General features: G+C 59.5%; 19 protein-coding genes and 1 other RNA gene. 10 read left to right on the forward strand and 10 right to left on the reverse strand.

Features of this window, described 5'->3' with window-relative positions:
* A complete protein-coding gene (locus EOI86_RS15375; RefSeq protein ID WP_127766044.1) occupies positions 1-450 on the forward strand; it encodes a hypothetical protein in 450 nt (149 codons plus the stop codon).
* A 101-nt stretch (positions 451-551) separates the two neighbouring features.
* On the opposite strand, the gene EOI86_RS15380 is transcribed toward EOI86_RS15375, so the two are convergent.
* A complete protein-coding gene (locus EOI86_RS15380) occupies positions 552-1,160 on the reverse strand; it encodes an HAD family hydrolase (protein WP_161973852.1) in 609 nt (202 codons plus the stop codon).
* Positions 1,161-1,191: 31 nt separating this feature from the next.
* The gene (gene nudC / locus EOI86_RS15385) at positions 1,192-2,193 is read right to left on the reverse strand and encodes an NAD(+) diphosphatase (protein WP_205032212.1); all 1,002 of its coding nucleotides are present in this window, start codon (positions 2,191-2,193) and stop codon (positions 1,192-1,194) included.
* A gap of 292 nt (positions 2,194-2,485) precedes the next feature.
* Between nudC and ffs the strand changes: the two genes are divergently transcribed.
* From ffs to EOI86_RS15415, 6 genes are all read left to right on the forward strand, one after another.
* Positions 2,486-2,582: signal recognition particle sRNA small type (ffs, locus tag EOI86_RS15390), an RNA gene on the forward strand.
* A gap of 88 nt (positions 2,583-2,670) precedes the next feature.
* Positions 2,671-4,545, forward strand: a complete 1,875-nt coding sequence (locus EOI86_RS15395) for a DNA polymerase III subunit gamma/tau (protein WP_127766046.1) — start codon at positions 2,671-2,673, stop codon at positions 4,543-4,545.
* A gap of 59 nt (positions 4,546-4,604) precedes the next feature.
* Entirely contained in the window at positions 4,605-4,928 is a 324-nt protein-coding gene (locus tag EOI86_RS15400; protein ID WP_127766477.1) for a YbaB/EbfC family nucleoid-associated protein, read from the forward strand.
* A gap of 48 nt (positions 4,929-4,976) precedes the next feature.
* Entirely contained in the window at positions 4,977-5,564 is a 588-nt protein-coding gene (gene recR, locus EOI86_RS15405) for a recombination mediator RecR (RefSeq protein ID WP_127766047.1), read from the forward strand.
* A 78-nt stretch (positions 5,565-5,642) separates the two neighbouring features.
* The gene (locus tag EOI86_RS15410) at positions 5,643-6,404 is read left to right on the forward strand and encodes a type 1 glutamine amidotransferase (RefSeq protein ID WP_127766048.1); all 762 of its coding nucleotides are present in this window, start codon (positions 5,643-5,645) and stop codon (positions 6,402-6,404) included.
* A complete protein-coding gene (locus tag EOI86_RS15415; protein ID WP_127766049.1) occupies positions 6,401-7,852 on the forward strand; it encodes a DUF4139 domain-containing protein in 1,452 nt (483 codons plus the stop codon). Before EOI86_RS15410 ends, EOI86_RS15415 begins: the two co-directional genes overlap by 4 nt.
* A gap of 191 nt (positions 7,853-8,043) precedes the next feature.
* Here the strand turns inward: EOI86_RS15415 and EOI86_RS15420 are convergent, their stop codons facing one another.
* The 3 genes from EOI86_RS15420 to EOI86_RS15430 form a co-directional block, all read right to left on the reverse strand.
* Positions 8,044-8,757: a histone H1-like repetitive region-containing protein gene (locus EOI86_RS15420; protein WP_193555792.1), complete on the reverse strand. Its 714-nt coding sequence runs from the start codon at positions 8,755-8,757 to the stop codon at positions 8,044-8,046.
* Positions 8,758-9,079: 322 nt separating this feature from the next.
* Positions 9,080-9,508: a VOC family protein gene (locus EOI86_RS15425; protein ID WP_127766051.1), complete on the reverse strand. Its 429-nt coding sequence runs from the start codon at positions 9,506-9,508 to the stop codon at positions 9,080-9,082.
* Positions 9,505-10,746 carry a DNA recombination protein RmuC gene (locus EOI86_RS15430; RefSeq protein WP_127766052.1) on the reverse strand — a complete coding sequence of 414 codons (1,242 nt, stop codon included), beginning with the start codon at positions 10,744-10,746 and terminating at the stop codon, positions 9,505-9,507. The genes EOI86_RS15425 and EOI86_RS15430 overlap by 4 nt, the downstream gene beginning before the upstream one ends.
* A 213-nt stretch (positions 10,747-10,959) precedes the next feature.
* On the opposite strand from EOI86_RS15430, the gene def reads away from it, so the two are divergent.
* On the forward strand, positions 10,960-11,475 hold the full coding sequence (def, locus tag EOI86_RS15435; protein WP_127766053.1) for a peptide deformylase: 516 nt from the start codon (positions 10,960-10,962) through the stop codon (positions 11,473-11,475).
* Positions 11,476-11,508: 33 nt separating this feature from the next.
* Positions 11,509-12,444, forward strand: coding sequence for a methionyl-tRNA formyltransferase (gene fmt, locus EOI86_RS15440; protein WP_127766054.1), 936 nt, complete (start codon positions 11,509-11,511; stop codon positions 12,442-12,444).
* Between the two features lie 13 nt (positions 12,445-12,457).
* Here the strand turns inward: fmt and EOI86_RS15445 are convergent, their stop codons facing one another.
* The 4 genes from EOI86_RS15445 to EOI86_RS15460 all read right to left on the reverse strand — a co-directional run bounded on the left by EOI86_RS15445 (position 12,458) and on the right by EOI86_RS15460 (position 17,773).
* Positions 12,458-14,422, reverse strand: coding sequence for a Gldg family protein (locus EOI86_RS15445; protein WP_127766055.1), 1,965 nt, complete (start codon positions 14,420-14,422; stop codon positions 12,458-12,460).
* 14 nt (positions 14,423-14,436) lie between these two features.
* Positions 14,437-15,171, reverse strand: coding sequence for an ABC transporter permease subunit (locus EOI86_RS15450; RefSeq protein ID WP_127766056.1), 735 nt, complete (start codon positions 15,169-15,171; stop codon positions 14,437-14,439).
* On the reverse strand, positions 15,164-16,111 hold the full coding sequence (locus tag EOI86_RS15455) for an ABC transporter ATP-binding protein (RefSeq protein ID WP_127766057.1): 948 nt from the start codon (positions 16,109-16,111) through the stop codon (positions 15,164-15,166). The genes EOI86_RS15450 and EOI86_RS15455 overlap by 8 nt, the downstream gene beginning before the upstream one ends.
* A 153-nt stretch (positions 16,112-16,264) precedes the next feature.
* The gene (locus EOI86_RS15460; RefSeq protein ID WP_127766058.1) at positions 16,265-17,773 is read right to left on the reverse strand and encodes a tetratricopeptide repeat protein; all 1,509 of its coding nucleotides are present in this window, start codon (positions 17,771-17,773) and stop codon (positions 16,265-16,267) included.
* Between the two features lie 204 nt (positions 17,774-17,977).
* Here EOI86_RS15460 and EOI86_RS15465 point away from each other — a divergent pair, with 204 nt between their 5' ends.
* Positions 17,978-19,075 (forward strand): 3-hydroxyacyl-CoA dehydrogenase family protein, encoded by a 1,098-nt coding sequence (locus tag EOI86_RS15465; RefSeq protein ID WP_127766059.1) that lies wholly within the window; start codon positions 17,978-17,980, stop codon positions 19,073-19,075.
* Between the two features lie 87 nt (positions 19,076-19,162).
* Here the strand turns inward: EOI86_RS15465 and EOI86_RS15470 are convergent, their stop codons facing one another.
* Entirely contained in the window at positions 19,163-21,385 is a 2,223-nt protein-coding gene (locus EOI86_RS15470; RefSeq protein ID WP_127766060.1) for a methyl-accepting chemotaxis protein, read from the reverse strand.
* Positions 21,386-21,563 lie beyond the last annotated feature (178 nt).

Here is a 21,563-nt window from a genome sequence, read left to right on the forward strand (position 1 = left end):
ATGGCTAAAAGTAAAACCAAAACCAAGACCGACACAAAGAAGACCAAGGCGAAAACCGCCAAGAACAATGCGAATACGGCTGAAAAAGTTGAAATGAAAGCAAGTGCGATCGGAACGACCGCGGCTGAATTCGTAAGCAAGAATGCCGTTCCGTTGGGCATGGTTGCCGCTGGCATCGGCATCCTGGCCGCACGGAACCTCAATGGTGGTGACAACGCTGTCACCAAGGCGGCGACCCGTGGTCGTAAACGTTTGGCCGCGATGACGGAAACCGGCCGTGGCAAGGCGCGAAAGAGCGCCACGAAGCTGCGGAAGAAAGCTGAGAAAGGTGCGGTTCGATCGAAGGAAACGGTCGCGACGCACCCTGTGGCTGCGGGTGTCGCCGCGGCAGCGGTCGGCGCCGGTTTGGCAGTCGCGGTGCCGAAATTGATGAACCGTGACCGGTCGTAAACCGGCCCCGCCCGACGCGGCGGAAAATGAGACAAAGACAGCGCCGGTGGGGAAGACCCTGCCGGCGCTGTTTCTATGTGGAAAAATGCCTATTGGCGTCTTCAGAACCCGTGCTGAGACAAGGCTGCCAAGACATCGTCGTGTGAACGAACATGGACGGTCTGCAGACCGGCCTTCCGGGCGCCGTCCAAATTGACGGGCGAATCGTCAAAGAAAAGGATTTCCTCAGGTGGAAATCCCATGGCATCGGCGACATGCAGGAAGGATTTCAATTCCGGCTTTCTGTGTCCGATGGAAGAAGACACATAGACAGTGTCGAAATGATTCAGGGCATCTCCAAAACGTACGGACATCGACTCGACATGGGCGGCATTGGTGTTGCTGAAGGCATAGAGGGGCACTGCGCCGGACAACCGTTGCAGAACCGCCCTGATCCCAACTATTTCCTGCACCAATAGCGCGTTCCAACCGTCGACCATCTCGGTATGGGAAAGGTCCAGTTCCATCAATTGCCGCAGGTGATCCATATAAGCTTCTGTCGGAATCTCGCCGCGCTCGTATTGGTCATGCACCTCGTCCCGCAGATGTCTTTCGGCGATCTTGGAAACGTCGGTACCGGTCCTATCACCCCAATGGTCGAAGGACCGCTGCATATCCACTTCGATGACGACGCCGCCCAAGTCGAATAGCAGCGCTTTCGGCCGTGTCATGGTTGGCCCTATCCCATCTGTTTCAGCGTGATCAGTACGTTTTGACCTTCGGGAAAGGCATATTGGGTTGCTGAGCCCTGACTTTTTCGGCATCGGCGCCGAGCCAGTCGTCGATCAACCGACGGGCAATGGAATCGCGCCGCGGCAGGCGGAAGGTTTGGTCTTCCGGTGAATTCAGCAATTCTTCCCGCCTGTACCAGCGTGCTTCTTCGATCTCCAATTCGTCCACTTTGATTTCGAAGGTTGTGGCCTTGGCGCTGAAGCCCAGCATGATAGAGGCGGGAAATGGCCAGGGTTGCGAGGAATTGTAATGGATGCTGGTTACCCGGACCCCGACTTCTTCGAAAATCTCTCGTGCGACGGCGTCTTCCAGGCTTTCACCCGGTTCCACAAATCCGGCCAGCACCGAATGCATGCCGGGAGGCCAGGCCGCTTGACGGCCCATGATGATCCGATCCTCACCATCATGGACCAACATGATCACGGCCGGATCGGTCCGGGGAAAATGTTGGCTGCCGCAATCGGGATTGGTGCATCTGCGGACATGGCCGGCTTGTATGCTTTCGGTCGGTGACCCGCAGACGCCGCAAAAGCGGTGACGCTGATGCCAGAAGGTCAACCCGCGCGCATAGGCCAGGACAGAACCATCTGCATGTGGGATCAACTGCCCGAAGGCGCGTAAATCCTTGAATATGCCTTCGTCGGCCAATGGCGGCGCTTCATGATGGGACAGATCGACCGCGAAATGGGCGACATCTTCATGAATGCCCAGGAAGATCAGCGTCTCGGCCTCGGCGATGATCGGGTGGTCGCCCTGCAACAGAACGGGGCTCGGTTCCGTCGTTTCATCTTCCTGCGCCTCGACGAGATTCTGGGACTTCCAAATCGGAACGATCCGCGCGGACCCTTGGGAAATCCGCTCTATCAGTTTCTCCATATCGGCACGAACTTCGGCGGCGCGGTCTAACGGTCCGCTCTCGTAGTAGTTGGCGCGCCGGTCGATATGGGGCGGAAAATGTGGCGTATAGGGCATGGCGTCTTGTCGATTTTCTTGTTGATTGAGATCCGAGGGATGGACCGGCAAGAAAGTGACACGGTTACCTGCTTCGGGCAACGCCCGCCGCGGTGTGTCCGGTAGGGCCGATCCGAACAGCTGTCCGGGTCAGCAGGTGTTCCGGCCCGGACAGCCGAGGCGGATTGGACAGGCTAATGCCGTGATTCCGGCGTATCGAACCAATGCCGGTAATCCTTCAGAGGATTTTGCGTGAATTCCGATGGAATCTTTCGCTTGAGACTCAGGGTATGATACCCGATATATGGGACGGAAGGTCGGCTGGCGGACGGACTCCTCGCCAACCCGGTCAGGTCCGGAAGGAAGCAGCCGTAACGAGTTTCTGTCCGGGTCGTCAGTTCGGCCTTCCGCTTATTCTACGTGTATGACAACAGCGCCCCCGGAGTGGTTCCGCGCCCGGAGTAGTTCCGAGAAAGAGACAGAGACCGCGTATCCCTGATGTCTGACGAACAGCCAGCACCGGCCTACCGCGTTCTCGCCCGGAAATACCGGCCGAAGGACTTTCAGTCCATGATCGGTCAGGAAGCGCTCGTCCGCATTCTCACAAACGCGATCAATAGCGGCCGTATCGCCCAGGCATTCATGCTCACCGGCGTCCGCGGGGTGGGAAAGACGACGACGGCGCGTATCATCGCCAAGGCGTTGAACTGCACCGGACCGGACGGCACCGGCGGACCAACGCCGGAACCCTGCGGGGTCTGCGATAATTGTAAGTCTATCGCTGAAGACAGGCATGTGGACGTCCAGGAAATGGACGCAGCCAGCCGAACCGGCGTCGACGACATCCGCGAATTGATCGATGGCGTGCGCTACCGCCCTGTCGCGGCGCGCTACAAAGTCTATGTGCTCGACGAAGTGCACATGCTGTCCCGCAACGCCTTCAATGCTTTGTTGAAGACCCTGGAAGAGCCACCGGAACACGTAAAGTTCATCTTTGCGACGACGGAAATCCGCAAAGTTCCCGTGACGGTATTGAGCCGTTGCCAGCGCTTCGATCTGCGCCGCGTGCCGTTGGATCAACTGATCAGCTATTTCCGCTGGATTTGCGAACAGGAAGGCCGAGAGGTCGAGGACGAAGCACTGGCGATGGTCAGCCGCGCGGCCGATGGTTCGGTGCGTGACGGACTTTCTATCCTTGATCAGGCAATTGCGCTGGCCGATGGCGCCGTCACCGGCGGACGGGTGCGCGACATGCTGGGTCTGGCCGATCGGTCCCGAGTCTACGACCTGTTTGATGCGACCATGCGGGGCGATGCGCCGGCTGCCTTGGATCTTGTCGGCGAAATGTATGATGCGGGCGCCGATCCGATTGTCGTGCTGCAGGACATGCTGGATGTTTGCCATTGGCTGACCCGCTTGAAGCTGTCGCCGGAATTGGCGGAGAAGACCTCAACCCCCGAACTGGAACGGACGCGGGCGGCGGAAATGGCGGGCAAGCTTGGCATGCCGCATCTATCGCGTTCCTGGCAGATGTTGCTGAAGGGACTGGCCGAGACGCGCAACGCGCCGAGCCCGATCCAGGCGGCCGAAATGGTAATCATTCGATTGATTCACGCGGCCGACCTGCCGCCGCCGGGTGATCTGGTGCAACGATTGACGCAAGGCGGAACGTCTGCGTCGCCGGGTGGCGTCCCTGGGGGCGGTTCCGCCCAGGGCAATAGCGCCAGTGGCGGCAATGGCAGTGGAGGCGGCGGTGCGAACGCGGTTTCCTCCGCGCGCGTCGATTCAGGCTCCGGTAATGGCGGACGGGCCCCGGCGATGGCGCTGGTGTCGAATGGAAGCCCTTCCTTTGAAAGCGGAGCGGAACTTGAGCGCGCACCGGAAGCGGAAACGCCCAGCCCGGCGCGGCAGCCGGAAGCCGCCCCGCTGAACAGTTATGACGACCTATTGAAGATGTTGGAAGATCGCCGCGAAGGGCGTCTGTTGAAGCATCTCGTACACGACGTTCATCTGGTGCGGTTTGAACCCGGGCGGATCGATCTGCGACCGACAAGTGCTGCGCCGAAGGATATCACCAATCGTCTCGCAGGTTTGTTGAGCCGTTGGTTCGAGAAACGCTGGGTCGTTTCCGTCAGCAGCGAGCCGGGCCAGCCGACCGTGGCGGAAGTCCGCCAGGCGGCTGAACAGGCCCGTTTCGATGCCGCCGGGAAAGACCCGTTGGTGCAGGCGGTCATGGGGGCTTTCCCCGGTGCAAAGATCAAAAAGGTCGTGGCCCCCGAAGCGCCGGAGCCGTCGGAAGAAGAAATGCCGTCGGAAGACGGGTCCGCTGATCCGTCCGAAGATGGGCTGGATGACGAATTGGACGCGGATTGATCCCGACGGACCGCAATCGTGCAACTGTTTAGGCGTTCAAGGTAAGGAGCTTGGCCATGATGAAAAACCTCGGCCAAATGATGAAGCAGGCCCAGGAAGTCCAAACCAAGATGCAGGAGATGCAGGACCGCCTTGCCGAGGCGGAACTGACGGGGGCATCGGGTGGCGGTATGGTTTCAATCACCATGACCGGCAAGGGCGAAGTACGCCGCGTCGATATCGACCCCAGTCTGGTCGTACCGGACGACAAGGAAGTCCTGGAAGATCTGATCGCCGCCGCCGTCAACGACGCCAAGCAGAAGGTCGATGCTTTTACACAGGAAGAGACTCAGAAGATCATGGGCGGATTGCAATTACCGCCCGGCGTCAAGCTGCCGTTCTGATGAACTGCCCGCGGGTATAGGCCGGATCTGTCGAGGCTTCCGAGTGACATGAACGAAATCGAACGCGTTATTCAGTTGCTTTCCAGGCTGCCGGGCCTCGGCCCGCGATCGGCCCGGCGGGCGGCGCTGCATATGATCAATCGTCGGGAAAGCTTGATGCAACCTTTGGCCCAGGCGCTGAAGGATGCGGGCGAGGCGATCAAGATCTGCGGCACTTGCGGCAATCTGGATACGGCGGACCCTTGTGGGGTGTGCAGCAACCCGGCCCGCGACGGAACTATACTATGCGTGGTCGAACAGGTGGCCGATCTTTGGGCGTTGGAACGCACGGCCTCTTTCAAGGGGCGGTATCATGTCTTAGGCGGCGTGCTTTCCGCGATCGACGGGGTCGGACCGGAAGACCTTAATATCTCCGCCCTTGTCGAACGCTGTTCGGGTGAGGTGAAGGAGGTGATCCTCGCCACCAACCTGACGGTGGAAGGGCAGACAACGGCGCATTACATCATAGAACGACTCGAGCCGACCGGTGTGGCGGTAACGCGGTTGGCGCACGGCGTTCCTGTCGGCGGTGAGCTGGACTATCTGGACGACGGCACCTTGAGCGCGGCCCTGCAAGCCAGGCGAGCACTCGGCTGACGGCACCCTCCGGCGTCTGCCATGCAAAAGCCACAAACAATACCTATCTTATGGTCTGTCTTTTAATGAGGTGTGTTTATGGTGGATGAAGCGTCCAACGCGTCCGCTCGGAAACCTTCGTTGCTGTTCGTTTCCATGATTGGAGAGCCTGGGCGTTACGATCCAGCAATCTTCGCGGACATCGAAGGTGGAGATGACGAGGTCTTTTGGTTTCGCTCGATGCTGAAGAAGGCCGGTCTTCTGGATAGGATTGCGTTCACCGGCGTGCATGTCACCCGCGGTGAGGCACTACCCGATGCGGAAAGTTTTGACGCCATCATCGTTGGTGGAAGTTACCACTCGGTGCATGACAATCGACCTTGGCAAGGGACGCTGAAGGCATGGTTGAATGGCCCGCGTGAACGCCAGACACCCGTGTTTGGTATCTGCGGGGGGCATCAGTTGATGGCGACGATGGACGGCGCGACGGTCGATACGATCCCGGGCGGACCGATGGCAAGCACTCAAAGCGTTTCGTTGACCGAAGCGGGCCGTGCACATTTTCTGTTCGATGGATTGCCCGATATTCCCGCCTTTCATTTCGGCAATTATGAATGCGTCAAGAATCCGCCCGCCGGTTACACGGTTCTGGCGGCGGATCACAGAATGCCGGCCATGGCGCTGGACCATGGCGGGAATTGGTTTTCCGTGCAATTCCACCCAGAGGCGGACGACAAGGCTTTTGCCGCGTCCTGGGGTGATGAGGAAGAGGGTGATTATTCGGACAACTATGTGCCGACGCCCGATGCGCCAAAGATTTTCTGGAATTTCCTAACCGGCACGGGGGTGCTGAAAAAATGAAAACGATCCGAACAACTATCCTGGCCTTTACGGCTCTTGCCGGGACAGCAATTTTGCCGACGGTCCTTCCTTCATACGCGAAGGCGCAGGATGCTGTTGAAATCGGTGCCGGGGCGCGGCATGCGCTTGGCCTGACTCTTTATTCGAATGGCTCCGCCGTCGTTTCTGAGCAGCGCGGGGCCTCATTGCCCGGCGGAGAAGCAACGTTGATCATAGGCGGCCTGCCCGAGACACTGCAGCGGGACAGTCTGTCGGTTGCGGTCGACGGGGCGTCGGTTGATGCGCAGCGATTTTCATTGGACCGGCTGGACCTGCAAACCTTGTTGCGGCGGCATGTGGGTAAGACCATCCGATGGATCACGGTCGACCCGCAAACCGGTGAACGCCGAGCCAGTGAAGCGGAGTTATTGAGCGTGGAAGGCGGCATCGCCGTCCTGCTGGATGAGATGGTGCAGATCAACCCGCCGGGCTATCCCGCTTTCGCCACAGTGCCTGACGATTTGGCAGAAGCCGGTCGCATGACCTTGCATGTCTCCTCCGCCGAACCGGTTGACGAAAGCGCGGAACGGATGGTCGGGCTTCGGTATCTCGCCGGCGGGCTCGATTGGCAGGCCTCGTACACCGCAACGCTTTCCGGCGATGGTACGGAAATGACTTTCCAAGGATCTGCGACCATTTCCAATCGATCTGGAATGGACTTTGGCGGCGCCTCCGTCGCCCTGGTTGCGGGGGAAGTGAACCGTGAATCGGCACCTGTTTTGCGCAAGTCTGTCCCTATGCGGGCAATGGCGATGGAATCAGCCGATAGCGGTGCCGGCGTTGAGCAGGCGCCCCTGCATGACTACCACAAATATGAAATACAGGGTCGCGTCGATATCCCCGATAATGAAGAAATGAAGATACCGCTGACATCGGGGAAAACGGTTGCCGTTGATCGGCTGTACCGCCTGCGGCCGAACAGCATCCAACAGGTTCGCCGTGGACCCGGCGAGTCGGATGTGCTGCGGCCTGAAATCCTGCTCAGTTTCGAAAACACGGAAGCGGATGGTCTTGGCCTGCCGCTGCCAGCCGGTATCGTGCGGGTCTATGACGATGGCACATCAACCGCTGCCTTGCTGGGTGAAGACCGGGTCGGCCACCTTGCCGTCGGTCAGGATGTGGAGCTTAGCCTGGGTAAGACATTCGACATCACCGCTGAACGCAAACAGACTGCCTTCCGCCGGATCGGCAACCAAGGTGAGTTCGAGGCGGCGAATGAAATTACCGTCAAGAACGCAAAATCCACCGCGGAGACAGTCGAAATCATTGAGCCGTTCTACGGCGAATGGCAAATCCTGGAAGAGAGCACCGGCCATCAACCCCGTAACTCATCCGAAGCTGTTTGGACGATCACCGTACCTGCGAATGGGGCAGTGGTTCTTTCGTACCGTTATTCAGTCCGGCCATAAGCTGTACAGCGTAGAAAAATGGACTGTCGGCTACCAAGCCGGGGGCGACCGATAATAAGCGCGCCGCCCCAGATGGCGTAAAAGAAATCGCCCCGCATGGAATCTCCATGCGGGGCGATGTTTTTCCGGCGCTTGATCTGCTGTGTGGCCGTTCAGCCCATGTCAGACCAATGCGCCTCTGTCTTAAGGTGTTACTTCTTTTTTGCGATGGCCTTCTTCTGAGCGGCGCGTTTGGCGGCGGTCTTTCGGGCGGTTGCTTTCTTGGCCATGGGCGATTTTCCGGCGGCTTTCTTTGCCGAAGCTTTTTTGGCTGTCGCCTTTTTTGCGATGGCCTTCTTCGCGGCCGCGCTCTTGGCTTTTGCCTTGCTCGCGGCTGCCTTTTTCGCGACGGCCGACTTTGCTGCGCCTTTCTTTGCCGCCGCTTTCTTTGCGGTGGGTTTTTTTGCGATGGCCTTCTTCGCGGCCGCGCTCTTGGCTTTCGCCTTGCTCGCTGCGGCCTTTTTCGCGATGGCCGATTTCGCTGTGCCTTTCTTTGCCGCCGCTTTCTTAGCGGTGGGTTTCTTGGCTATGGCTTTCTTTGCAGCCGCGCTCTTGGCTTTCGCCTTGCTCGCTGCGGCCTTTTTCGCGATGGCCGATTTCGCTGTGCCTTTCTTTGCAGCCGCGCTCTTGGCTTTCGCCTTGCTCGCTGCGGCCTTTTTCGCGATGGCCGATTTCGCTGTGCCTTTCTTTGCCGCCGCTTTCTTAGCGGTGGGTTTCTTGGCAATGGCTTTCTTCACAGCCGCGCTCTTGGCCTTTGCTTTACTGGCTGCAGCTTTCTTCGCCATAGCCGATTTGGCCGTGGCTTTTTTGGCTGCCGCCTTCTTGGGTTTTTTAGCTTTGGCCTTGCTCGCCGGTTGCTTCGCCATGTTCATTCTCCCTAATTGAGATCGCCAACTACGTGTCTTGGGTTATTCATGGAATGGCAATGTATCATATTCTTTTGCGAAAAGTTGGTCGAATAATGCAAGTAACGGTCGACCGTGACAGTTTTGCAATAGTATGGGGAAAGGACCTTCCAGCGGGCCAGCGCTTGAACCCCGAATTGGAGGTTCCAAAACCGGGTCTTCAGCGTTGATAATTGTCCCAACTGGCGCGGTTTTTTGGTGTCGGGGGCGCGATGTTCCGGACGCGTTATCGGGAACTGAGAATTGCGTGGCGGCTTTAGGGCTGCTCTGCTTCTAACCTATCTCACCCTATTCCTGTCCCCGGTTCGGGCGACATCTTCAGTTCCACTTCGTTGCCTTCCGGATCGCGCAGGTAGAGGGATTGGCCGTATCCATCGGCGCCATAACGGCGGCCGGGAGCTTTGTCGATATCAATCCCACTTTCGCGGAAATGAGTGATGATTTTGTCCCAATCACCATCCTCTATCCGCAGGCAGAAATGGGCCATGTTTCGGCGCTGCGGGTCGGGGGACAAGCCCTTGCCGATGGGTTTTTCGATGTCGACCAGATCGATCAGCGCCGTGCCGGCCCGGTATTGATAAAGCCCCTGTTCATCGAGTGCGCGTTCCAGCGTGCAGCCCAGAACCGTGCCGTAGAAATGCTGCATGACGGCAAGGTCCGCACAACGGATGACGAGATGGTCCAGGTTCAGGAACTGCACCGGCAGGGTCATGCGTTGTAGCCTCCACCCCCGCCACTGCCCTCCACCAGGCCGAGCGCCGGTTGCGGGCGTTCGTCGCCATCGCCGGAAGATGCGCCGGTGGCCTTCGGGGCTTCAAGCGCATCTACCTCGGTCAGTTCAACAGCTTCGATTTTATCGGCGCGCTTTGTGATCTTCTCGGTCGAGATCTGGACCTGTCGGATATCTTCGTTCGCCTGGTCGAAATGCTTTCGCAATTTGACGACCCGGTCATCAAGGCGCGCGACATCCTGGTTCAGGTTATGGACTTCCTTCTGGATCAGGCCGGCCTGTTCGCGCATTTGCGTATCCTTCAAGACGGCGCGGATTGTGTTGAGCAAGGCCATCAAGGTGGTCGGCGAGGTGATATACACCCGTGCTTGATGCGCCTTCTCGACCACGTCCGGAAGTTCCGCGTGCAGTTCCGCATAGACCGCTTCGGAGGGCAGGAAGAGAAGGGCGCAATCCGCCGTCTCACCGGGGATGATATATTTCTCGGCGATCGCTTTCACATGGACCATCACATCCCGGCCGAAGGCTTTGCGCGCACGGGTGCGCTCGTCGCCGTCCGGTGTGCTGCGGATGGCGTTGAACCCTTCCAGTGGAAATTTGGAATCGACCACGATCGGCCCGGGCGGGTTTGGCAATTTCAACAAGCAGTCCGCCCGCGTCTGGTTTGATAGAACCGCCTGGAATTGATAGGCGGACGGCGGCAAGGCGCTTTTTACCTGATCGGCCAGTTGAACCTCTCCAAAGCCGCCACGCGCCTGTTTGTTGCTCAACACATCCTGCAGGCTCACGACCTGTTCGCTCAGCTTGGTAATCCGTTCCTGTGCTGCGTTGATGGTGCCCAGGCGTTCCTTCAATTCGCCGATGGTCGTTTGCGTCTGGGTCGATTGCTTTTGCATGTTTTCGCCCATCCGCCGATTAAGGTCGGCGAGACGTTCCTCAAGCGTTTTGCTGATGGCGCGTTCCTGTGCCTGCAGTTTTTCGGAGACGGAGCCCTGCAGGTTGAGTTGCCCGTTGGCGCTTTGCTCGGCCAGTTGCGCGACCCGGCCGGCCAATTGAGACTGGCTTTCCACAAGGTGGCGCACAGCTGTCGCCTGCGCCTCAGCCGCGCGGCGCCCTTGTTGCCCCATATACCAGATGGCCAACCAGATGACCGACAGCACGATCACAAGGATGCCGCCGCCGATAGCAAGGAAGAGGGGATCGGAAAGGTCTAACGTCATGGGTTAAAATCCGTTGGGACAGAATGTTTTTCAATGAATGAAGCCTAACAGTATGGCCGATTCGCAAGCCGCCGCGAATGGTCCAGACCCAGGCCGTCCGCCGATTTCCGCCCTTTCGGGGAAGGCTGCAATCTTGACGCCCGCGTTTCGGACCCCTACCTAACGGCTATACGCGTTGAGTGTTTGAACGATTTCTAAAAAAGCAGGATACCCATGGCCGTTCTTCCCATCCTTGTGGCGCCGCATCCGGTTCTGAAGGCGAAATGCAAGCCGGTGGACAAGGTGACGCCTGCCCTTGCAAAGCTGATGGACGATATGTTGGACACGATGTACGACGCGCCGGGCATCGGTCTGGCCGCGCCGCAGATCGGCGTGCCCAAGCGTATCCTCGTGATGGACGTCGCCCGGCAGGACGAAGATCCACAGCCGCTGAAGATGGCCAATCCGGAAGTCATCTGGGCGAGCGATGAATTGGGTGTCTACGAAGAAGGCTGCCTGTCTTTTCCGGAACAATATGCAGAAGTCCAAAGGCCGGCCAAAGTGAAGGTCCGGTATCTGGACGAAAACAACGAGCAGCGGGAAATCGATGCCGACGGCCTGCTTGCGACTTGCGTCCAGCATGAAATCGATCACTTGGAAGGGGTGGTCTTCGTCGATCATATTTCGACGCTGAAACGCGGCATGATCATGCGCAAGCTGAAGAAGCTGCAAAAACAGAAAGCCGCTTGACCGGCCGGGGCTAGGGCGGATACGCCCCTCTCCATGGAACAGACATCTTCTCCCCTTCGGGTCGCCTTCATGGGTTCACCCGATTTCGCCGTGCCGACGCTGCAGGCCTTGCTGGACCGCGGGCATACGGTCGTCTGCGTCTATTCGCAGCCGCCGAAACCGGCCGGGCGCGGTGGGAAACTGCGCAAGACGCCGGTGCATCAGGCGGCGGAAGCGGCGGGGATAGAGGTGCGTACACCGACCAGCCTCAAGACCCCCGAAGCGCTCGCCGATTTCCAGGCGCTGAACCTGGATGCGGCCGTCGTCGCGGCCTATGGATTGATCCTGCCGCAATCGATTTTGGATGCGCCACGCTTCGGTTGCCTGAATGTCCATGCGTCCCTGCTGCCGCGTTGGCGCGGAGCAGCGCCGATCCACCGCGCGGTGCTGGCAGGCGATGCGAAAAGCGGGGTGACGATCATGCAGATGGTGGCGGCATTGGATGCCGGACCGATGCTGCTGACCGAGGAAGTGACGATCACACCGCGCATGACCTCCGCCGATTTGCACGACCGCTTGGCGGAATTGGGCGGGCCGGCCCTTATCCATGCCTTGGAAGGGGTGGTGGCGGGCACCGTGACGCCGGTTGAGCAGGACGACGCGCAGGTCACTTATGCTGCGAAGCTCAGCAAGGAGGAAGCGCCGCTCGACTGGACGAAAACCGCACAGGGTTTGGACCGGCAAATACGTGCCTTCACGCCTTGGCCCGGCGCGACGCTGACCGTGAATGATGAAGTGGTGAAGGTATTGGATGCAGCACCGGAACCGGGCAGCGGGCAGCCCGGTGAGGTTTTGGACGATGGCTTGCTCGTCGCGTGCGGGAACGGTGCGTTACGCCTCAAAAAGCTTCAGCGGCCCGGAAAGAAAGCCATGGCCGCTGAAGATATGTTGCGTGGTTGGCCGGTACCTAAAGGCACCATCCTGACCTAGCGAACAAACCGGTTTAACCGGCTGAGCTGCGCCGCCGTGCCCGGTAGATGCCGAGGCCAATGGCAAAGATCGCCACCAGGATCGGCACCAGGGCGATATTCATGAAACGCAGCTTAGTTTGCAGCGTTTCGATATCTTTGCGCAGTTCCAGATTCACCTGACGCAGGTTCCGGCGGATTTCCAGCAATTGGTCGGTGAAGCCGTCCACGGCCGCTTGCTGTTCCTCGGTCACGGCGCCGCTGGCGTCGCCTTGGCCTTGCTGAAGCTCAGCCAGTTTTGCCTCGGTCTCCTGCATTTTCTGCTGCAGGGCCTGTTCCTCGCTGCGGAACTGTTCCTCCGCCGCCAGACGCAGGTTGTCGATCAGCTGAAACGGCCGCTTGCCGTTGCGGCGGGCGCGCAGGCTCAACAATTCGTTCGACCCTTCCAGGTTCTCCAGCCCGCTCAGGATGAAGTTGCCGTTATCCATGAAAGGAACGGCGACACGTTGCCCGAAGAAGTTCCTGACATTCACCCAATACGGATCCTGCGCCATATCCGCATCAGCGATCAGGATCACGTTGAGCGGTGCCGTGGACTCGCTCAGATGCGGTCCGAAATCAGGACCCTTTGGTTCTTCCGCGGCGGGTTCTGTTTCGACGGCTTCCGATGCGGCGTCATTTGATGCGTCACCGCCGGCGGCGTCTTCGGCCTTCGGCTTTTCCTTTACCGGCGGTCCGTCGGGAAAGGCCGTCTTCACCATACCGGTGATGCGGGCCGCAAGGGTGTAAACCTTCCCGGTCGGCTCGTAATCGTCCAACAGTTCAAGCGGATTGGGCCTTTTGGTGTTGTCGTTCGGTACGATGGTGGCGTCAGTCGTCGTGGTGATCAGTGGCGTGACGGTAACCGTTGCGCCGTCCTTGACCTCAATGGAGCCAGGGGTGGGCAGAACCAGGTCCTTGACCGACGCCATGACGGCATCGTCCATATTCCGGTTCGCTTCCTTGGGTTCGATCCAGGAGATATAGGGCGCGGCTTTCACCTGACCCTCACCCCCGGCGTTCACCATGCTGGCCAGACTGCGGTCACCGATGGTTTGGCCTTGGGGAATTTCGATGCCCCACGCGTCGAAGATTTTCGGCATGTTCGAGGTTTCCGGAACCATGGAAGGCTGTCCCGGCGCCAGACGCAAACTGGCAGCGGCTTCGTTCATCGGATCGGCCATGATGATCGCCCGGCCGCCGCGCAACATGAACTGATCGATCCCATAGATCAGATCATCATCCAGCCCGGCGGGGTGAATGATCAGCAGCATGTCGGGATCGTTCTCGATCAAGGCTTCTGCACTGGAAATCCGGCGGGTATCGAAGAAATCCTGCATCTGAATCATCAGATACCACGGGTCCTGATTCCGACCCAACGGATTGCCGAACACTTCCTTGCTCGAGATCACGCCAACCACGGCGGGGTCGGGGTTCGCGGCACGCCAGATCATCTTCATCAAGTCGTATTCCAGGAAGGTATCCCGGTCGGCCTGGAAGAAGGGAATGCCCCGGCTCTCTTCCGGGTCGTCGGCGACGGCATTGACGCCGAAATAGACCTTGTCCCCGGAATCGTCGACGGGCACACCCTGAAGACCGAGTTCGACGGCTTTGTCCTCGGCCTCGGAAAACGGCTCGGGATTGACCTTCTCGACGGTCAGATTGCCCTCGGCCACGGCCTCCATTTCCTGCAGCATGTCGTCGATGCGGTCGGCAAAGCTGGCATATTGGGGGATACGGCGGCCGAGTTCTTCGGAATTATAGAAGGTCACCGTCACATGTTTCGGCAGGTTCTTCAGGACGGATCTTGTGCCGTCCGACAGCGTGTACAGCCGATCCTGCGTCAGGTCCAACCGGACACCGACGACACGGTCGATGGTGACATTGACCACGACGAAGACAAGAATTGCGGCGAGAACACCGACAATCCAGCCTCGGCGGCGAAGGAAAATGTTGCTCATGCTCGTCTCCCTCCTCAAGCGCCTTTGAACCGATTGACCGCAACCACGTTGCAGAACAGGAACAATGTGATCAGGGACAGGAAGTAGACGACGTCACGCAAGTCGACGACCCCTTTGATGATGTTTTGGAAATGATCGAGGAAGCTGAGCGACCGGACAAAGGCCAGAACCTCTTCACCCGCCCAGGCGGCGAAGAAGTTCAGCACCAGGGGCGCGCCGGCCGCGGTCAATACGAAGCAGACCGCCGCCGCCAATACGAAGGCGATGACCTGGCTGCGCGTGACAGCGGATAGGAAGCTGCCGACGGCAAGGTAGCCGCCCGCCATGAAGAAGCTGCCGATATAGCCGGCCAGCGCGGCGCCGTTATCCGGTTCGCCCAAATAGTTGATGGTGATCCAGATCGGGAAGGTCAGCGCCAGTGCAACACCCGTGAAGGCCCAGGCAGCGAGGAACTTGCCGATCACCGCCTGCGTCGTTGTAATCGGCAGGGTCATCAGAAGTTCGATCGTGCCGGCATTGATCTCTTCCGCCCATAGACGCATCGAGATCGCCGGGATCAGCACCACGTAGAGCCAGGGGTGAAACTGCAGGAACGCATTCAGGTCCGCCTGATCGCGTTCGAAGAAGCCGCCCAGATAGAAGGTGAAGGCGCCGGCCATCAGCAGAAAGATAACGATGAAAATATAAGCCAGCGGCGTCACGAAATAGGATGCCATTTCGCGTTTCAGAATAATCGCGATGTTACGCATTGGCGCCTCCTGCACGGGGGGCGGTTCGTCCTTGCGTGATCGCGCGGAAGACATCGTCCAACCGTCCGCGCTCCAACTGCAGGGATGTAATGTTCAGGCTGTTGTCCCGCAAACATTGGGAAACGGCATTGGCGATCGGACCGCGGTTGCGCGACACGCAAAACAATCTGTCGCCGTCGATTTCCACCCGCGCGATTTCGGCAAGACTGTCCAGCAGGGCTTGCGCGGTCGCCAAGTCACCGTCAACGCCGACCCAGACACCGTTGTGGCGCTCGGATCGTGCTTCCAGTTCGGCGGGCGTTTCGTCGGCGACGACGCGGCCGCCCGCAATGACGACGGCACGGCTGCAAACGGCCTCGACCTCTTCCAGAATATGGGTGGAGACGATGATTGCCTTCTCGCCCCGCATCGCGTCGATCAGTTTGCGGACCTCATGCTTCTGATTGGGGTCAAGCCCGTCGGTGGGTTCGTCCATGATCAGGACGGCAGGGTCGTGCAACAGGGCCTGGGCCAGACCGACGCGCCGCTTGTATCCTTTGGACAATGTGCCGATCGGCTGCGCCATCACACCGAACAGGTTCGCCTTCTCGGCCGCGGCGCTGACCCGGTTCGTTGCGTCCTTGCCAGAAAATCCGCGGATGTTGGCCGCGAAATGCAGGAAGGTATCCGGCGTCATGTCGGGCCAGGCAGGGGCGCCTTCCGGCAGATAGCCAAGCGAAGACTTCACCCGCACCGGATTGGTCCTGACGTCGTGGCCACAGACGCGGGCGGTGCCGGCGCTGGGGGCCAGGAAGCCCGTGATCATCCGCATCGTCGTTGTCTTGCCCGCGCCGTTCGGCCCCAGGAAACCCAGGACCTCTCCCTTCGACACGGTGAACGTAACGTCGTTGACGGCCGTCTTCGGCCCAAACGTTTTCGTTAGATGGTCGAGTTCGATCATCTTGCTGTCGTGACCTCATGAGGTTCGATTGTTAGTGCAGCGGCCCTGTGGATGCCATCTCAGGCGTGGGGCCGACGATGGCCCAGACTTTGGGGGGTGAATATGGCATTTTCAAGACGCAAATCAATTTTGGCCGGAAAGGGCGAACGTCGTTCAACCCAACAACGCCGCAACACTCTGCGCCAGACGGGCAATCACGCTGTTGGAGGATTCGCGGGGGCTGGGCCGGAAAAGACGGGCGGAGGGGTGCCAGGGGGTGGTTTCCTCATCCAGACCGAAACACCAATGCGGTGTATGCGGCAGAACGATCCAGACCGGCCGGTCCAAAGCGCCGGCCAGATGGGCGACCGGTGTTTGCGTGCTGACCGTCAAGGGCAATTGATGGATGACTGCGGCACTGTCGACAAAGGCGCCGGGCCCTTCATCCAGTTCAGCGCCGAGATCCAGAATGTCGAAACCGCAATCGCGGATCTCTCGCCTGGCCTCACCTTTCTGCAGGGAGACGAGCTGTATTCCTGGGATATCAGCCAGGGGCTTGAACGCGGCAAGCGGTATATCGCCTTCCCCGCCGGACCAGCAGACACCCACGGGCAGCCCGGATTTGGGCAGGCGTGCCCGCCATTGGGCAAGGGCCGAGGGGTCGGGCCGTAGATAGGGCGCGTCACCGGGGATGTCCTGGATATCCATGCCTGTCAGTTGCGGGATCATCGCCAATGGGCACCCGATATCGGCCATGGCTGGCGGCGGTTCGCCAAGCGATGACACACCGTCCAGCCAGCGGCAGCCATGCAGCAATTCCATCAGGGCGGGCCGGCAGCGCACGTAGACCCGTCCCTCGCCGCATGGCCCGCCGGGCTTGAGCAGCCGGATCAACAACAGCGTTTCGGAAAAGCCGCCGTCGCAATCGACCAGCAGGGTCCGCCCGTTCAATGCCGCGCCTTCCCACAGTGGGATTTCGGGGTGGGTTTCCTCCCACGGGGTGCTGCGCCAGCGCCATTCCATTTCCCGAAACCCGCCGGGATAGTCGCCTGCCAGCAGCAACAGTTCGGCGATCCGCAAATGCGCGGTTCGATTATCCGGATCCAGTTTCACCGCACGGCGCAGATGCTCAGCGGCTTCGTCCAGATTGCCGACCAGGGCCTGGACGTCGCTCAAGGCAAGCAGTCCCGTGGTGGAATTCGGGTCGGCCGAGGTTTCCGCCCGGAATGCGCGGATGGCATCTTCCGGGCGGTTGCGCTGCAGATAAAGGATTCCCAATGCGTGATGCGCGCCGGGGAGGCGCGGCGCGAGGGAGGATGCCCGGATGAAGTCCTTCTCGGCCTCATCCAACCGACCCCATTGCAGCCGGGTTTGACCGAGGCTGACCAGCAATTCCGGATTCAGCGGCTCGCGTTCCAGGCCGGCGCGCAGGACCGCCTCGGATTCGGCGATCCTGCCCTCATGGCGCAATGCAATACCCAGATTGTTCATCGCGGCGACGGAGTCGGGGTTTTGCAGCAGAATGGCGCGCCAGGCACGGATGGCACCGTCGAAATCGCCCGCAGTCTGGCGTTCGAGCCCAATGTCGAAGGCACGTTTAAGGCTGCTTTCCGGCGGTTCCCCGCCGGCGCCATCTTCCGTTTCCGATATGTGCCTGTCCTCGTCCACCCGGTCCTCGTTCATCAGGGATCAATCCCTTTTGGTGTTGCCGGACAACAGCCCTCTGCCCAGCATTGCCGGTACCAAGGGGAATTTATGCAGGATTCCCGGCAACCCTGCCAGCGCCCCGCTCGACAAGCTTTGGCCCGATCCTTATTGTGCGCCGCGACAAACAAGGAACGCGCGCGGTTTATGATCGGCGTGTCGTAGCGAGAGGGATATCGACCAATGGAATTCAGCAAAGTCGGGATTATCGGTGCGGGAACGATGGGGTCGGGGATTGCGACCTCGCTGGCTCAACAGGGGGTGTCTGTGTGCCTGGTCGATACCACGGCGGACGCCGTGGCGCGGGGCAAGGCGGCGGCCAAGAAGTTCTATGACCGCGCCGCGGAAAAAGGGAAAATGTCGGCAGATGATGCCGCCGCCTGCGACGGCCGTATTTCCACCAGCACGGACCTCGCAGCGCTTTCCGATTGCGGTTTGATCATTGAGGCGATCTTCGAGGAACAATCGGTCAAGGAAGAGCTGTTCGGCCGCCTGAATGCGCATCTGAAGCCTGAGACGGTCGTGGCGACGAACACCTCGGCACTGCAGGTCTCCGACCTCGCCGAAGCGGTTGACGACCCGACCCGGTTCCTGGGGCTGCACTACTTCAACCCGGCTGCGATCAACCCGATCGTCGAAGTGGTGAAGGGTGCGAAGACCAACCAGGCGATCTACGACAAATGCCTGGAGTTCTGCCGCCAGACGGCGAAGAAGCCGATTGCCTGCAAAGACTCCTTCGGTTTCGCGATCAACCGCTTTTTCGTGCCCTACAGCAACGAGGCGGTCCGCCTGTTGGACGAAGGCGTCGGCACAACCGCGCAGATCGACCGTGTGGCCCGTGAAAGCATGGGGATCGCCGCAGGCCCCTTCCTGGTCGCCAATCTCGTGAAACCGAAGATCATGTTTCATGCGCAGCGGAACCTGGGCCCGCATGGTGCGTTCTACACGCTTGCCAAGACCCTCGCGGAAAAGGGCGACACCGATTACGAATTCGAAATCGGCGACGACGCGTCCGCCGATGCGGCCGCTGACAAGGTCATTGCGGATCGCTTGATGGCGGCGACCTTCTTCCCGGTTCTGCAGGAACTGGACGAAGATGTCGCGACCGCCGCCGATATCGATATGGGCGCCGGGCTGGCCCTGCGTTTCGGCAAGGCCCCTTGCGAGTTGATGGACGAATTGGGCAAGGAAGAGGTTGCGCGCATTGTTTCCTACGTAACGGAAACCTACGGCCACCCAATGCCGGCTAGCATCGACAAGGTCGGGTCGCTTCGCAGCTGACGCCCCAACCGGTAGCATGTGCGATTGCCGGGCCGGTCCGAAAGGGCCGGCCCGTTTCGCATCCGGCCCCTGCCCAAGTAGAACGGTCTAAGTAGAACGGCGATCCTGCGGGACAGGTTTCGCCACTTGCCGGCGGTCCACTTCCGGGGCCGCGGTTCGGATGACCTTTACCAACTCGCCTTTCAGTTTAGTGATGCTGTCGGAGAGGCTTGTCGAATGTTCCGCGACAGAGCCGGAAATCTCGTCGACCTTGCTGGCTTCCTGCGAAACATCGGCGATGCGTTCGGACACTTCCCTTGCGCCGGCCGCTGCCTGGGAGACGTTCTCGGCAATCTCGCGGGTTGACGCACTTTGCTCTTCGACCGCCGCCGCAATGCCGGCGCTGACATTGTTCACTTCTTCGATCGTCGCGACGATCTCGCTGATGGCTTTCACCGCCTGTGATGTGATCGACTGCATTTGTCCGACTTGGGTGGTGATTTCCGCCGCGGACTTCTGCGTCTGACTGGCCAACCCTTTCACTTCGTTCGCGACAACCGCAAAGCCTTTACCGGCATCTCCCGCACGGGCCGCTTCGATCGTTGCGTTCAAGGCGAGCAGGTTGGTTTGCTCGGCGACCTCGCTGATCAATTGGATGACGCTGCCGACATCCTCCGCCGCTTTGGAAAGCGAGGTAACGATGTCCCGCGTTTTTTCGGCCGATTGTGCCGCTGACGACGCAATGGAGGTCGAATGTGCGACACGTTCGGCGATCTCCGTAATGGCGGAACTCAGTTGATCGGCCGCACTCGCGACCGAGTCCGCGTTGACCAAGGATTCCTCCGCGGCGGCGGCGACGGTCTGCGCGCTGCTCATGACGTTCGCGCTGGCGTCGGTCATCTCCGAAGCGTTTGCCGACATCTTCGTTGTCAGGCCGCTGACAAACCCAACGGCGTCTTCAACCTGAACTTCGACCTTCTCTGCCATCACCCTCAGGGATTCGGCCTTCTGTGCGGCGGATTCCTGTTCAAGCCGTTGCTGTTCCCCAGCCAGGCGCGCATTTTCGAGGGCGTTTGTCTTGAACACCTCGACGGCGCGGCCCATTTCGCCCAATTCATCACGCCTGTCTGCCGCTGGTACTTCCACATTGGTGTTGCCGGCGGCCAACTTGCGCATCACGTCAGTCAGGTTGACGATCGGTCCGGACATTCGGCGGGCGACGAAAATTCCAGCGATGCCAATGAGGATCATGATGGCCAGGACGACACCGATCTTGGTGACAATAACGCTGTTCACTTCGCTGAAGACTTCCGCGTCGTCGATCACGACTGCCAAGGCATACCGGACACCCATGAAGTCGAGCGGCTGATACTCGCTCAACGAAGCCGTGCCGTCGACGGGTCCTTCGATCGACCCCACGTCGCCATTCAACGCGCTGTCCACCGCTGGGATATCAAGTTTACGGTTCAGGATTTCGTTTTCGGTCGCGAAGCGGCTGTTGTTCCGAAGAAGTTTGTCTTGGCCGACAAGGAACACACGGCCCGTCTCTCCCAACCCGGTCTCGGCGGAAAGGATCTGATTGATTCGGTCAATCGGCATCTGGAAAACCAGAACGCCGACCGGCTGGCCGTCTTCGATGATCGGCGTGCTGATAAAGCTGGCCGGGGCGCCGGCGCTTGGCGCATAGGGCTTGAAGTCGAAGAAAGCCTGGAAACCTTCCGACGGATTGTCGCGGGCGGCACGGAATGCGTTGCCGAGGTCGGTATCCTTGTATTTGCCGTTTACGACATTGGTCGCGTAGTCGAGTTCCTTGTAAACCGTATAGACGACATTACCGTCGAGATCGAAAAGGAAGATGTCGTAATAACCCTGCTCGCGAAGGAAGGCGCGGAACCAGGGGTGATATTTGGCATGGGCGACGGAATAAGGCGATCCGTCCGACGCTGCGTCCAGGTTTTCCTTCTGTCCGGCGGGGTTCGGGTTCCCGGTTATATAGAGTTCCTGAAGAATTTCGGTCTGATCGGTCTTGAACGCTTCCCAACCGGCGGTGAAGGCCGTCAACGCATCATGCGTGAAAGGCAGTGACGACGTGTTGCGCAGATCGCTTCTAATCGTTTCCAGATAAGCGAGCAGGCTTTCCTTCCGGTCCTGCCCTAGAACTTCGAACTTCTCGGCCGCCGCGTCGTGGATTTGGTCCACCGACGTGGAAACGCTGTACCCACCCATCGCAAGGGCGGTGACAACAACAGGCACCAGCATCATCGCCAAAATCTGTTTCGACAGAGTCCAGAAGCCTTTCTCGTGCGAGGAGGTTGGTTCGTTTTCGTTCATAATTCGCTCCGGATCAGATGTGTCGGTGTCCCAAAACTTGCTGCTCGCGAAGACTCTACGGCCGTTTGAAACCTCCGCGAGAAGACGCCAGGCCCGTAGATTAGGGAAAAAGTATCAAGAAAGTACTAAATTATATGAATTTTGGCTGACGGGTTTTTTACGGCGCGGTTGCGTCGAG

It is taken from the genome of Hwanghaeella grinnelliae (genome assembly GCF_004005845.1).
GTDB classification, from domain to species: domain Bacteria; phylum Pseudomonadota; class Alphaproteobacteria; order UBA8366; family Aestuariispiraceae; genus Hwanghaeella; species Hwanghaeella grinnelliae.